This window comes from Neorhizobium vignae, assembly GCF_000732195.1.
Taxonomy (GTDB): Bacteria; Pseudomonadota; Alphaproteobacteria; order Rhizobiales; family Rhizobiaceae; genus Neorhizobium; species Neorhizobium vignae.
Map to the genome: position 1 here is coordinate 153,435 of NZ_JNNU01000007.1, position 12,633 is coordinate 166,067.

At 61.8% G+C, this 12,633-nt stretch carries 12 protein-coding genes and 1 tRNA gene; 7 read left to right on the plus strand and 6 right to left on the minus strand.

What is annotated here, in order from left to right; genetic code table 11:
• Positions 1 to 318: 318 nt before the first annotated feature.
• Positions 319 to 579, plus strand: coding sequence for a DUF2171 domain-containing protein (locus tag GQ59_RS13770; protein WP_037082088.1), 261 nt, complete (start codon positions 319 to 321; stop codon positions 577 to 579).
• Positions 580 to 665: 86 nt separating this feature from the next.
• On the opposite strand, the gene GQ59_RS13775 is transcribed toward GQ59_RS13770, so the two are convergent.
• From GQ59_RS13775 to GQ59_RS13800, 5 genes are all read right to left on the minus strand, one after another.
• The gene (locus tag GQ59_RS13775) at positions 666 to 845 is read right to left on the minus strand and encodes a hypothetical protein (protein ID WP_037082091.1); all 180 of its coding nucleotides are present in this window, start codon (positions 843 to 845) and stop codon (positions 666 to 668) included.
• A gap of 93 nt (positions 846 to 938) precedes the next feature.
• Positions 939 to 1,517 carry an NADPH-dependent FMN reductase gene (locus GQ59_RS13780; protein WP_037082093.1) on the minus strand — a complete coding sequence of 193 codons (579 nt, stop codon included), beginning with the start codon at positions 1,515 to 1,517 and terminating at the stop codon, positions 939 to 941.
• 119 nt (positions 1,518 to 1,636) lie between these two features.
• Complete coding sequence (locus GQ59_RS33320) at positions 1,637 to 1,762, minus strand: hypothetical protein (RefSeq protein ID WP_280114044.1); 126 nt, start codon at positions 1,760 to 1,762, stop codon at positions 1,637 to 1,639.
• 476 nt (positions 1,763 to 2,238) lie between these two features.
• A complete protein-coding gene (locus GQ59_RS13790) occupies positions 2,239 to 3,780 on the minus strand; it encodes a DegQ family serine endoprotease (RefSeq protein WP_037082095.1) in 1,542 nt (513 codons plus the stop codon).
• Between the two features lie 936 nt (positions 3,781 to 4,716).
• A tRNA-Lys gene (locus tag GQ59_RS13800) sits at positions 4,717 to 4,792 on the minus strand.
• Positions 4,793 to 4,997: 205 nt separating this feature from the next.
• On the opposite strand from GQ59_RS13800, the gene GQ59_RS13805 reads away from it, so the two are divergent.
• Complete coding sequence (locus GQ59_RS13805) at positions 4,998 to 5,756, plus strand: cytochrome c biogenesis CcdA family protein (RefSeq protein WP_037082099.1); 759 nt, start codon at positions 4,998 to 5,000, stop codon at positions 5,754 to 5,756.
• A gap of 46 nt (positions 5,757 to 5,802) precedes the next feature.
• Positions 5,803 to 6,765 (plus strand): AEC family transporter, encoded by a 963-nt coding sequence (locus tag GQ59_RS13810; protein WP_037082100.1) that lies wholly within the window; start codon positions 5,803 to 5,805, stop codon positions 6,763 to 6,765.
• Here the strand turns inward: GQ59_RS13810 and GQ59_RS13815 are convergent.
• Positions 6,742 to 7,944, minus strand: coding sequence for a UbiH/UbiF family hydroxylase (locus GQ59_RS13815; RefSeq protein ID WP_037082102.1), 1,203 nt, complete (start codon positions 7,942 to 7,944; stop codon positions 6,742 to 6,744). The genes GQ59_RS13810 and GQ59_RS13815 overlap by 24 nt on opposite strands.
• Positions 7,945 to 8,131: 187 nt before the next feature.
• On the opposite strand from GQ59_RS13815, the gene pcsA reads away from it, so the two are divergent.
• The 4 genes from pcsA (at position 8,132) to GQ59_RS13835 (ending at position 12,607) form a co-directional block, all read left to right on the plus strand.
• Complete coding sequence (gene pcsA / locus GQ59_RS13820; RefSeq protein WP_084683147.1) at positions 8,132 to 8,860, plus strand: phosphatidylcholine synthase; 729 nt, start codon at positions 8,132 to 8,134, stop codon at positions 8,858 to 8,860.
• Between the two features lie 168 nt (positions 8,861 to 9,028).
• Positions 9,029 to 10,603: an ABC transporter ATP-binding protein gene (locus tag GQ59_RS13825; RefSeq protein WP_037082103.1), complete on the plus strand. Its 1,575-nt coding sequence runs from the start codon at positions 9,029 to 9,031 to the stop codon at positions 10,601 to 10,603.
• A complete protein-coding gene (locus tag GQ59_RS13830) occupies positions 10,593 to 11,681 on the plus strand; it encodes an ABC transporter permease (protein WP_037082104.1) in 1,089 nt (362 codons plus the stop codon). Before GQ59_RS13825 ends, GQ59_RS13830 begins: the two co-directional genes overlap by 11 nt.
• The gene (locus GQ59_RS13835; RefSeq protein ID WP_037082105.1) at positions 11,681 to 12,607 is read left to right on the plus strand and encodes an ABC transporter permease; all 927 of its coding nucleotides are present in this window, start codon (positions 11,681 to 11,683) and stop codon (positions 12,605 to 12,607) included. The genes GQ59_RS13830 and GQ59_RS13835 overlap by 1 nt, the downstream gene beginning before the upstream one ends.
• Positions 12,608 to 12,633: the final 26 nt, after the last annotated feature.

The window sequence follows — 12,633 nt, forward strand, 5'->3', positions numbered from 1 at the left end:
GTAATTGCCGATTCATCCTGATTGAAATCTTGACAATAGTAATGCCGCTTAAAAATAAGGGTGTTCCGCTAGTATTAAAGGCAAAAAAATTCTCTGTCTTCGCTTGCGCTTTCGCAACTATTCTGACGAACCAGGTCGCTGATGGTCTTGTGTTCGCCCTGACCAATAAAACCAAAGGTACACTCGACCGGATGGCGTGGGTAGCAGTTCCGGAGGTCTTTCGCGAGTGGCCTGTTTTGGGAAAGCCTCGCACTTTCGAAGAGCATGCATCGATATCTCCGTTCATGCGTTGTCGAAACGCAGAAAAGGAGATTTCCCATGATCGATGCTGCAAAAATCAAGGAACACGCCGAAGTCATCGGCGCGGATGGCGCCCATGTTGGAACGGTCGACCGCGTGGAAGGTAGCCGTATCAAGCTGACCAGGAAGGACAGCGGGGAGGGCGGCCATCGAGGCCACCATCACTTCATTCCGCTGGAACTGGTCGCAGATATCGAAGGCGACAGAGTTCGTCTTTCGGCAGCCGGAGATGTCGCGGTGACATTCGAAGAAGAAGAGGGCGGCAAGGCCGTTCATTGATCGGTTGGATATAGATAAAAAGGCCGGCGCCTGAAAAGAGGCGTCGGCCTTTTCGTATTTTCGATCCCAGCCTTACCGCGTCGCGATCACTGTGTCGAACCTGGAACGCCGAAGCGTTCCGGCAGGAAGGCGGTCTCCGCCGGAGGGCCGCTCAGGCGATCCGACTTCGTGCTCGCGGTCGGTCCGGCCGGCTGCATCAGGAGGGCGACGACAAGCCCGCCCGCAATGGCGGATCCCAAGGCAATCAGGACATTCTGAGCGCTCATGACTATGGCTCCTCTATAACCTGACAACCCCCGGAAAACAGGAAGGTTCCGGCCGGGACCGGAACCTTGGGATCATTGTAGCGTGACAGGCGATCAGGCTTTTTCGCGGGCGGTCTTGAGGGCCGTGGCCCACCAGGAAAGATCGTCCAGCATGGTCTTCACGCCGGGTTCCAGATGGGCGAGTTCCGAGAGCGCCTTGCCCTGCTGCCAGACGGCGAAGAAATCGGCCCCCTGGATATGTACGCCCGGACGGGTCGGAACCATCTGGAGCTCGACTGCGATCGTGCGGAAGTGTTCGACCGCACGTGCGCCGCCTACGCTGCCGTAACCGACGGCTGCCGCCGGCTTGCGGTTCCATTCCGGATAGGAATAGTCGAGCGCGTTCTTCAGCGCGGCCGTGATCGAGCGGTTGTATTCGGCGATGACGAAGATATAGCCGTCGAATTCGGCGACCTTCTTCTGCCAGCGCTGGCCGACTTCGTTTTCGGTGGGGACCCAGGCGTTCGAAGCTTTTTCATTGAAGAACGGCAGCGGGAAATCGCGCAGGTCGACGATCTCGAATTCCATGTCGTCGCGCTTGGAGGCCGTGTCGTATATCCACTGTGCCGGCTTGTCGCCGAACCGGACGTCACGTGTGCTGCTGATGATGATCGCAATCTTTGGCTTGGCCATGAAAACCTCTCGCGTTGGGCAAATGGATTGGGGCGGACCACAGGAATATGGCGGTCAGGCCGGAACGGTCAAGCCAATCCGAGGGCTTGTCGAAAGATCGGCTGCCTCACCTGATGGTGTCAGTTCTGGGCCGAGAGTTCCGCAGGTGAAGCCATGATGTCGCCACCGCCGAGCGACTGGTCGGCATATTTGAATGCCAGGATGCTGAGCACCGAAACGATCATGACCACGAATATTATGCGCATAAAGATGCTCCTTCGGCCGGGCAAACGTCCTTTGTCCACGAAGGTTCCGGCGCTGGTTTCATCAGCAAGTGGTAATTCACGCTTAAGTTTTGGTTAAGGCGAGATTGACTCTACCATTACGGCGCACCTGACTTTCCGCAGGCGGCTCCCATCTAAGCCCGCATGACTGAGTTCCATAGGACGTGGATGAGGGCGGCCGCCGAAGCAAGGAGCTATCGGCGAATGTATATCCTGGCAGGCGAGATCGTGAGCAGCCAAGCCGCCCCCGGCGAATTGAAGAGAGCGGCCCGTCGGGTGTCTCGGGCTCTGGAGGACGTTGTCGACAAACCGATCGCCGATGCGCTGGTGCTTGCTCGGGCGAGGGCGAGGTTTGGAGAACTCGTCGCCACGTTGGAGAGGAGTGCGAGCGGAACCAAACGACCGCCGCCCGGTCGCGACAACCGGGCGGCGGCGAGATGATCGGGCGAGGCCGATGTTCAGCCGATGGAGAAGGGGACCGCGACGAAGGTCTGGTTCTCGCCGCGCTGAATGAGGAGCAGGACGGACTTGCGCCCGGATTTGCCGGCTTCCGCGACCGCCGCCTTGGCTTCCTTCGCCGACTTCACGGGCTGCTGGTTGATCGAGACGATGATATCTCCGGGCTGCAGGCCGGCGTCGGCAGCCGGCTTGTCGGGGGCGACGCTTTCGACCACCGCTCCGTTTTCCCGACGCGGCAGGTTGAGCGCCTCGCGGATATCCGGCGTAAGGTCGGCAAGACCGATGCCGATGGTCGGAACACGCTGGGCATCCTGCGTGGCCCTGTCTCCATTTTCGGCGGAAGCCTGCTGCTGGTCGGGCTCGTTGCCTCCAACCGTGATGCCGAGATTGCGGCTTTGACCCTGGCGCCAGACGGTCAGGCCCTCCTTGGTGCCGGGCGTCAGGTCGGCGACCATGCGCGAGAGATCCCGCGGTGACTTGATCTGCTGGCCGCCGAGTGCGGTGATGACGTCGCCGGTGCGGATCCCGGCCTTGGCTGCCGGCGTGTCGTCGTTGACATTGGCGACCAGCGCGCCTTCCGGCTTGTCGAGGCCTATGGCGCTCGCCACATCCGCCGTCACCGGCTGGATCTGCACACCGATGAAGCCATGCTCGATCGAACCGTCCTTCATCAGCTTGGCAACGACCTTTTGAGCCTGGTCGGACGGGATGGCAAAGCCGACGCCGACGCTGCCGCCGTTGGGGGAATAGATCGCCGTGTTGATACCGACGACCTTGCCTTCCAGATCGACGAGCGGGCCGCCGGAATTGCCATGGTTGATCGGTGCGTCGATCTGGATGAAATCGTCATAGGGGCCGCTGTGGAGATCGCGGCCGCGGGCCGAAACGATACCGGCGGTGACGGTCGTGCCGATGCCGAACGGATTGCCGATCGCGAGAATCTGGTCGCCGGCATTGAGCTTGTCCGAATCGCCCCAGGCGATCGTCGCCAGCGACCTCGGTGCGTTGATCTTGATGACGGCGAGGTCGGATTTCGCGTCGGCGCCGATCAGCTTGGCCGGGACGTCGGTGCCGTCGTCGAGGGTCACCTTGATATCGATCGCGTTGTCGATCACGTGATTGTTGGTGACGATGTAACCGTCTGCCGTGACGACAAAGCCGGAGCCGAGGGCTTCGGTCCGGGGGGCCTGACGCTGCTGCGGCATATGGCGCGGCATGGGAATGCCCTGCTGGCCGAAGAACTGCCGGAACTGCTGGTCGAACGGCGAACTGTCGTCGAAGGGCGAACTGTCGTCCGAAGCGACGTTCTGCGCCTTCATCGTGGTGGTGATGGTGACGACGGCCGGTTTGTCGGCGGAAACGATCGGTGCGAACGAACCACCCGGAGCAACGATGCCGGGGACGGAGCCGGCAGCAGTTGTCGCCATGGTCGCAGCATGCGCCGCATTGATGCCGAGAACCACCGGCACGGAGAGCGGAACCGCAACGATGGCGGCGCCAAGAAGTGCCGCGATGCGATGTCTGCGAAGGATATTTGACATGGAGGTCTTCCTTTCAATCTGCAGCCCTTGCGCCGGGAGGCGGCGCATTGGGGCGAAGAGGATCGAAGCCGCGATGAGCGCGGCCGATCGGTTGGGGTTCGGGAGATTTGCGAAGCTGAAAAGCCGGCTTTGCGGGCAAGCCGTTGCATCGGAAAACCGCTTCACGGGAAGGGGGAAAGCGGCTTCGAGGGCCGGCTATCGAAGTCGATCGCAGGGCGGTCCGGTAAGGTGCATGACCGGGCAAGGCGCCGGCGACACGAGGGAAGGCGGGTGTATTGGGACGAGCGAGCGCATGTCTGAGCTCCATCTTCGGCAAACGGTTGTGAGACTGGCTCTGCCGTCACGGCCTCTCCGGCCGTCGGCGTCATTCAGTCCTGCAGACAGAATTACGCCCCAAAGCGTCGAAGGTCAGCTTAATAATAAATAAGGTTTGAAAGCCTTCATCTGCCGAATTTTAGGCCAAATATTCCGCTTGAGAGACGTCCCTGATCTCACGAAATAAGATATTTCAAGGGCTTGGCGCCGCACCCGGAGTTTTCGCCCGTCCGCAGTTTGCCGCCGCAAACGTGACTTGGCTGTAATGAATGGCGTTCGCTCTGAAGATGAGCAAATTGTAATGGGTGAGGCCGGCTTTTTGCGACGCGATTTGAGCGTCCCGGATACAGGACCGGATCTGAGAATGGACGGCCGACGTGATCTCGTGGCAGCGACGTGACGTCAATCGGTCGCCCGACTCCGTTCTAAAGTTAACGGCAGTCGCGTCCTGATCGGCTTGTGACAGACCGGCTGGACTTCGTCCACCCACATTTAGACGAAGCAGGAACGGCGATTCTATCTGCCCGGCGAACAAGACCGCGCGTGGAGCCATTGGCCCCTGGGTGCCGAGCCACTGCATTCGCATGGGCGTCTGTCTAAGTGTATGTTTTAATTGCAATGTGGTGAGAGCGCAGGGATTCGAACCCTGGACCTACTGATTAAAAGTCAGTTGCTCTACCGACTGAGCTACGCTCTCCCGCGGCCGCGGGTAAGCGCGTCCTTGAAAGTGCGCGGAACATAGGCAGGTGCCCCCTTGCGGTCAACCCGCAAAAACAGCAAAAATGCGGCTATCTGACGCTTTTCCGCCGCTGTGCGAAAAGGTGATTGGCATTCGCCGCGTTCGGCCATTACCTCAAGCGCAAGACGCGGGCTCCCGGAAAGTCCGCCATCCGGAGCCACACGTGTCGATTGCCGAAATATCCCTGCTGAGCGCGCTTCTTGCCGGCGCATTGTCGTTTCTCTCTCCTTGCGTGCTGCCGCTCGTGCCGCCTTATCTCTGCTATATGGCGGGCATTTCGGTCGAGCAGTTCCGGGGCGGCGGAGGGACGGCGGTCATCGATTCGAGGGCCGGGACACGGCGGGCGGTGCTCAAGTCGGCGCTGTTCTTCACGCTCGGTTTTGCGACCGTCTTCGTGGCGCTCGGGGCCGGCGCGTCGACGATCGGCGTGCTCCTGCGTCAGCATCTCGATCTCCTGTCGAAGCTCGGCGGCCTGATCATCATCGTCATGGGGCTGAATTTTCTGGGTGTTTTCCGGATAGGCCTTCTCGCCCGCGAGGCACGCTTCCAGGGCGGTGGCCAACCGGCGACGCTCTCCGGCGCCTATGTCATGGGACTTGCCTTCGCTTTCGGCTGGACCCCCTGTATCGGCCCGGTGCTCGGCGCGATCCTCGGCGTCGCCGCATCCCGTGATACGGTCGGCGAGGGGGCGGCTTTGCTCGCCATCTATTCGCTCGGCCTCGCCGTGCCGTTCTGGATCGCCGCCGGCTTCTCCGGTGCCTTCATGCGGTTCCTCACCCGCTTCCGCCGCCATCTCGGCATGGTCGAGAAGATCATGGGGGTCTTCCTGATTCTGACCGGGCTTGCTTTCATCTTCGGTTTCGTCACTTCGGCCGCAATCTGGTTCCAGCAGACCTTTCCAATCCTGATGCAAATCGGCTAACGGAAAGCGTCTTCCAATACGGCCCGGTCGTTCGGGCAAGGAACCGATGGCCGATATCATTGCATTGCTGCTGCCCTTCTTCGGCCTGATCTTCATCGGCTATCTGGCCGCGAGAGTGACGAAACAGCCTGCCGAAGCGCTCGGTTGGATGAATACGTTCATCATCTACGCGGCCTTGCCGGCGCTGTTCTTCAAGCTCGTTTCGCGCACCCCGGTCGAGCAACTGACCCGCGCCGACTTCATCTTCGGCGAGATCGGCGCGACTTACCTGGTCTTCTTCGTTCTCTTCCTGATCGGCTTCTTTTTGCGTCGCAATTCGTTTGCCGATTGCACCATCCAGTCGTTTGCCGGCGCCTACGGCAATGTTGGCTATATGGGGCCGGGTCTGGCGCTGCTCGCTTTCGGTGAGGCGGCAGCGGTGCCGGTAGCGCTGATCGTCTGCTTCGAGAACGCCGCGCATTTCATCGTAGCGCCTGCGATGATGGCGGTAGCCGGCGGCGACAAGCGCCCAGCCGGCCAGGTCGTCGGCGATATCGTCCGGAAAGTCGTACTGCACCCGTTCATCATCTCGACGGCGCTCGGATTCTGCTTCGCGGCATTTGCCGTGCAGCCGCCCGTAGCCTTTCAGCGGCTCGTCGACTATCTCGCCCAGGCAGCAGCCCCGTGCGCGCTGTTTGCCATGGGAGTGACGCTGGCGCTGAGGCCTATCAAGCGCGTGCCGGTGGAGATCAGCTATATCGCGGTCTTCAAGCTGATCCTGCTGCCGATGACGACCTATACGGTCCTGTCGCTGATCGGCAATTTCGATCCCGTGTGGATTTATTCCGCGACCTTGCTATCGGCACTGCCGACGGCGACCAACGTTTTCGTCATCAGCCAGCAATACGGCGTCTGGCAGGAGAGGGCGTCGGCAAGCATCCTGATCAACACTGTCGCATCGGTGGCAACGCTGCCGGTGCTGCTTTACCTCATCAATTCCGGCGCGTTACCGCCGGATCTCTTTCCGTAGGGCATCGACGACGGCCCGCAGGCCACGACCCGGTTCGATACCTTCCCGCATCAGCAGATTGCGCAGCGGCGGCGCGTAGGTGAGGATGTGCAGGCCGGCAGCCCGCAGCATCTGCACCGGCAGGAAATCCGACAGCAGCGAACGGTTGAGAAGATCGACGCCGACGGTGCGGCTGACGATGTCCGGCCCGCGACGCCGGTTGAAGCGATCTCCGGCATCGGCTGCAATCGGGCGGTCGCTGGTGGCGACGAGCAGATCCGAAAGCGCCATGATGTCGCGCAGCGACAGGTTGAGACCCTGTGCTCCGATCGGCGGAAAGGCATGTGCGGCCTCGCCGATCAGCGCCAGCCGACCTTTGCCGAACCGCTCCGCCATCAGGCTGGAAAGCGGCCATGCCTGTACCTTGCCCTCGACCTTCACCTTGCCGAGCATCGACTGCATGCGGCCTTCGACCAGCCGCGACAGTTCCTCGATTGGAAGTTCGACGAGACGGCGGGCTTCATCCGGCTTCACGACCCAGACGAGGCTGGAACGCAGGCCGGGCAGGGGAACCTGGGTGAACGGTCCGCTTTCCGTATGGATCTCGGTCGAAACATTGCCGTGCGGCAGGGTGTGGGCGAAGTTCAATACCACGGCCGACTGGGGATAGGACCAACGGCGCACGCCGATGCCGGCCGTTTCCCGCGCCTTCGACTGGCGGCCGTCCGCCCCCACGACGAAATCGGCGCTGGCAATCGTGCCGTCCGACAGTGTCAGCATCACTCTCTCGGCCGAGAAATCGAAGGTCTCGACGGTTTGGGCGACGTTGGTGACATTGGGTTCTGCTGCCACCGCCGCATCCAGCGTTTCCGACAGCGCCCGGTTCGGTATGTTGTAGCCGAAGGCGTAGAGGCCCACATCCTGCGCCCGGAACTGCGCCGTGGGCGCGCGCAGCAGCCGCTTGGTGCCGTCGACGATCTGCATGACCGAAAGCGGCGCGGCGGAAGGCGCTATGTCCTCCCAGACGCCCAGTCGTTCAAGAAAGCGAATGGACTGGTCCATCAGCGCGGTCGTACGCTCGTCGGTTTTCTCGGAGGAGGGTGCGATGATCGCCACCTTGCGGCCGGCACGCGCGAGCGCCAGTGCGGCAACCGATCCGGCCAGTCCCCCGCCCACCACGGCGATCTCGAAATGCTGCATGTCCGTCGTCCTGCTCTGCAAAATGTACTCTCGAATATCTAGAGCTTCGCGGCGGGCATATCCATGGGGCACGGCAGCGCAGCATGGAAAAAGCAATGTTCTATGTCTTGCGGCAAGGCCAAGCCGGTTGCAATGCGCGGTGATTGGCCGCATACCTCGCCGGATGAGGGAAAGGCGGGACTGACGCGTGATTAGACGAATCTTCAATTACAAAAAAGTTCCCTATGCCGAAATCCGCGCCTTCTCGGTTCACCTCCTGACGGCATCCGGGTCGTTTCTCGCCTTCCTCGGCGTTGTCGCTGCGGCCGAGCATCGCTTTGTCGACATGTTCTGGTGGCTGGGGCTGGCGCTCCTCGTCGACGGCATCGACGGGCCGATCGCCCGCAAGGTGCGGGTCAAGGAAGTCCTGCCCAACTGGTCCGGCGATACGCTCGACAACATCATCGACTACGTGACCTACGTGCTGTTGCCGGCGTTTGCGCTTTACCAGAGCGGCATGATCGGGGAGCCGTGGTCCTTCGTCGCCGCAGGCGCGATCGTCGTCTCGAGCGCGGTTTATTATGCCGACATGGGCATGAAGACGGACGAGTACTTTTTTTCCGGCTTTCCTGTCGTCTGGAACATGGTCGTGTTTACGTTATTCGTCATCGATGCAAGCGCCACGGCAGCGCTGGTCCTAGTCTCCGTATCGGTTGTCCTCACTTTTCTGCCGATCAATTTTCTGCATCCGGTTCGCGTCAAGCGGCTCCGCCCGCTCAATCTGGCCGTCTGCCTCATCTGGTGCGCGCTCGGCGGCTATTCGCTGCTCCTGCATTTCGATACACCCGACTGGGTCGTCTACGGCGTCGTATTGAGCGGCATCTACCTCTATTGCATCGGCGGCATTCTGCAGCTTTTCCCCAGTCTCGGAAAATAGTTGGGCGTTCCGGAAACGCCCTTTTCTTTAGTGTTGTGCGAAGCAACAAAAACGGTATCAATATCAGTGGAATGTCCGGAGTGATCGCCGGATGTCGTCAAAGTCAATACGCCGCGTTGCCCTGAAAAACCTCGAAGAAGGTAGGTACGCGGTGAACGAGGGGGTTCAGTGACGTTATCCGAGGGTCCGGCGACCGTTCCGCTTCTGTCGGTTCGAGGTTTGACCAAGCTTTTCGGCAGCTTCGCGGCTTGCAACGCGATCGATTTGGATATCGCGCCCGGTGAAATTCACGCATTGCTCGGAGAAAACGGCGCCGGCAAGTCGACGCTGGTAAAAATGCTCTTCGGCGTGCTGCAACCGAGCGCCGGCCAGATCCTCTGGCAAGGCGCACCGGTGACGATCGCCTCGCCGGGCGAGGCACGCCGGCTGGGCGTCGGCATGGTCTTCCAGCATTTCTCGCTGTTCGAGGCACTGACGGTGGCGGAAAACATTGCGCTGTCGCTCGACCCGAAGATTTCTCTTGCCAGGATCTCGGACGAAGCGGCGTCGCTTTCCAAGGCATACGGCCTGCCGCTCGATCCCCAGGCGCATGTGGCGGACCTCTCCGTCGGCGAACGCCAGCGCATCGAGATCGTCCGGGCGCTGCTTCAGAATCCCAAGCTGATCATCCTCGACGAGCCGACGTCTGTCTTGACACCCCAGGAAGCAGACCGGCTGTTCGAGACGCTGTTCAAGCTGAAGGCCGAGGGGCGGTCGGTTCTCTATATCAGCCACAGGCTGGAGGAAGTGCGCCGCATCTGTGACCGCGCAACGGTTCTGCGCCACGGCAAGGTCACCGGCGCCTGCGACCCCAAACAGGAAACACCGGCTTCGCTCGCGCGCATGATGGTCGGCTCCGACGTTGCGGAAGTCCACCGGGACAAAGCAGCGGCACTCGGCGATATCCGCATCGAGGTCAGCAATCTGTCGGTGCCGGCACGCACGCCTTTTGCGGTTTCGCTGAAGAACGTCGCCATGAAGGTCCGCGCCGGCGAAGTGTTGGCAATCGCCGGTGTTGCGGGCAATGGCCAGGGCGAACTCTTCGATGCGCTCTCGGGCGAATATCCCGTCGCCGAGGACGAGGCGATCCGCATCCGCGGCAAGGCGGTCGGCCGCACCGGGATCAACGGCCGCCGGCTGCTCGGCGCCGGCTTCGTGCCGGAAGAGCGCCACGGCCATGCCGCAGTTTCCGCCATGGCGCTTTCGGACAATCTTCTGCTCGCCCGCAGCCAGTCGGACAAGAAGGCTTTTCTTTCGGGCGGCGCTTTCTCCGTCATCCGATTCGACGCGATCCGCTCCGCCACCCGCCGCATCTGCGAAGCGATGGATGTCCGCAAGAGCGGCGAGGACCCGCAGGCCGGCTCGCTCTCCGGCGGAAATCTCCAGAAATTCATCGTCGGGCGCGAGCTCGACCGGCAGCCCTCCGTGCTCGTCGTCAACCAGCCGACCTGGGGCGTCGATGCCGGTGCCGCAAGTCGCATCCGCCAGGCGCTGATCGATCTCGCCAGGTCCGGCTCGGCGGTCGTGGTGATCAGCCAGGATCTCGACGAGATTTTCGAAGTGGCGACGAATATCGCGGTCATCTGCGAAGGCCGTCTCTCCGAGGCCTATCCGGCCGGCGCGCTGACGCTGGAACGCATCGGCCTGCTGATGGGCGGTATCCACGAAGGCCATTCCATTCCGGAGACGGCGCATGCGCATTGAGCTCCAGAAGCGTGCCCGCGTCTCGACGCTGTTCTCGGTTCTCTCGCCGCTGCTGGCGCTCGCGCTGACGCTGCTTTTCGGCGCCATCATGTTCTGGCTGCTCGGCAAGAACCCGGTCAGTGCGCTCTACAGCTTCTTCATCGAGCCGCTGCTCGAAGTCTGGTCGCTGCACGAACTTGCGATCAAGGCGGCGCCGTTGATCCTGATCGCGGTCGGTCTCTCCGTCTGCTACCGCTCCAACAACTGGAATATCGGCGCCGAAGGCCAGTTCACCATAGGTGCCATCACCGGCTCGATCCTGCCGGTTCTCTATCCCACTTGGCATTCGCCGCTGATCCTGCCGCTGATGCTGATTCTCGGCATGATCGGCGGCGCGCTTTATGCCGGCATCCCGGCGCTGCTGAAAACCCGGTTCAACACCAACGAGATCCTGACGAGCCTGATGCTGGTCTATATCGCCCAGCTCTATCTCGACTGGCTGGTGCGGGGGCCCTGGCGCGATCCTCAGGGCTACAATTTTCCGCAGACCAAGGGCTTTCAGATCGAGGCGGTACTGCCGGAGATCCTGTCGTCCGGCCGCGCCCACTGGGCCTTCATCTTCGCGATCGCCGCCGCCGTGGCGCTCTGGTTCATGATGCGCTTCATGCTGAAGGGCTTCGAGGTCTCGGTGCTCGGCCAATCGGAGCGGGCAGGGCGCTTTGCCGGCTTTTCCGCCCGCCGCATGGTGTGGTTCTCGATGCTGCTGTCGGGTGCGCTCGCCGGCCTTGCCGGCATTTCGGAGGTTTCCGGCTCGATCGGTCATGTCCAGCCGGTCATCTCGCCTGGCTACGGTTTCACGGCGATCATCGTCGCCTTCCTTGGGCGGCTCAACCCCCTTGGGATCATCGCCTCAGGGCTCGTGCTGGCGCTGACCTATCTCGGCGGCGAGGCGGCGCAGCTGTCGATCGGCATTTCGGACAAGGTCAGCCGTGTCTTTCAAGGGTTGCTGCTCTTCTTCGTGCTCTCCTGCGATACGCTGATCCACTACAGGGTCCGGCTGATCTTTGCGGGCACAAAAACGGCGGAGGTGAAGGGCTGATGTTCGAGGCGATCCTTCTCACCGTCATCACCGCATCGACCCCGCTGGTTCTCGCAGCCCTCGGCGAACTGGTGACCGAGCGCTCCGGCGTGCTGAATCTCGGCGTCGAGGGCATGATGATCATGGGGGCGGCCTGCGCCTTCGTGGCCGCGCAACTGACGGGCTCCCCCTATATCGGCATCCTCGCCGGCATTTTGGGCGGCGGGATCTTCTCGCTGCTCTTCGGTTTCCTGACGCTGACGCTGGTGGCCAACCAGGTCGCCACCGGCCTTGCGCTCACCATCCTCGGTCTCGGGCTTTCCGGCCAGATCGGCGAGGCCTTCGTCGGCCAGCCGGGCATCAAGCTGCAGCCGATCGTCTTTCCGTTCCTTTCGGACATCCCGTTTTTCGGTCGCATCCTCTTTCGCCAGGACCTGATCTTCTACGTCTCGATCGCGCTTGTCGTCGGCATCAACTGGTTCCTGTTCAGGAGCCGGACCGGATTGAAGCTGCGGGCGATCGGCGACAGCCATGCCTCCGCCCATGCGCTCGGCATCAACGTCATCCGCACGCGCTATCTGGCGGTCATGTTCGGGGGTGCCTGTGCCGGACTTGCCGGCGCTCAGCTTTCGCTCGTCTACACGCCGCAATGGGTGGAGAACATGTCGGCCGGCCGTGGCTGGATCGCGCTCGCGCTCGTCGTCTTCGCCTCCTGGCGGCCATGGCGGATTTTGGCCGGCGGGTATCTGTTCGGCGCCGTCGGGATCGGCCAGCTGCACGCTCAGATCGTGGCGCAGAACCTCGGCATCGTCATCCCGTCGCAGTTCCTGTCCGCACTTCCTTATGCGGCGACTATTGTCGTGCTGATCATCATTTCGCATAATCGTCGCACGACGCTCATCAATACGCCGGCCTCGCTCGGGAAACCCTTTGTCCCCGACCGTTGACCGCGGAATCAAAACAAAACGTCTTC

Bases quoted from the DNA above. Each gene is read 5' to 3' on its own strand.
- GQ59_RS13770 (WP_037082088.1), top strand. From the start codon at position 319: ATGATCGATGCTGCAAAAATCAAGGAACACGCCGAAGTCATCGGCGCG.
- GQ59_RS13775 (WP_037082091.1), bottom strand. From the start codon at position 845: ATGAGCGCTCAGAATGTCCTGATTGCCTTGGGATCCGCCATTGCGGGC.
- GQ59_RS13780 (WP_037082093.1), bottom strand. From the start codon at position 1,517: ATGGCCAAGCCAAAGATTGCGATCATCATCAGCAGCACACGTGACGTC.
- GQ59_RS33320 (WP_280114044.1), bottom strand. From the start codon at position 1,762: ATGCGCATAATATTCGTGGTCATGATCGTTTCGGTGCTCAGCATCCTG.
- GQ59_RS13790 (WP_037082095.1), bottom strand. From the start codon at position 3,780: ATGTCAAATATCCTTCGCAGACATCGCATCGCGGCACTTCTTGGCGCC.
- GQ59_RS13810 (WP_037082100.1), top strand. From the start codon at position 5,803: ATGGCCGATATCATTGCATTGCTGCTGCCCTTCTTCGGCCTGATCTTC.
- GQ59_RS13815 (WP_037082102.1), bottom strand. From the start codon at position 7,944: ATGCAGCATTTCGAGATCGCCGTGGTGGGCGGGGGACTGGCCGGATCG.
- GQ59_RS13830 (WP_037082104.1), top strand. From the start codon at position 10,593: ATGCGCATTGAGCTCCAGAAGCGTGCCCGCGTCTCGACGCTGTTCTCG.
- GQ59_RS13835 (WP_037082105.1), top strand. From the start codon at position 11,681: ATGTTCGAGGCGATCCTTCTCACCGTCATCACCGCATCGACCCCGCTG.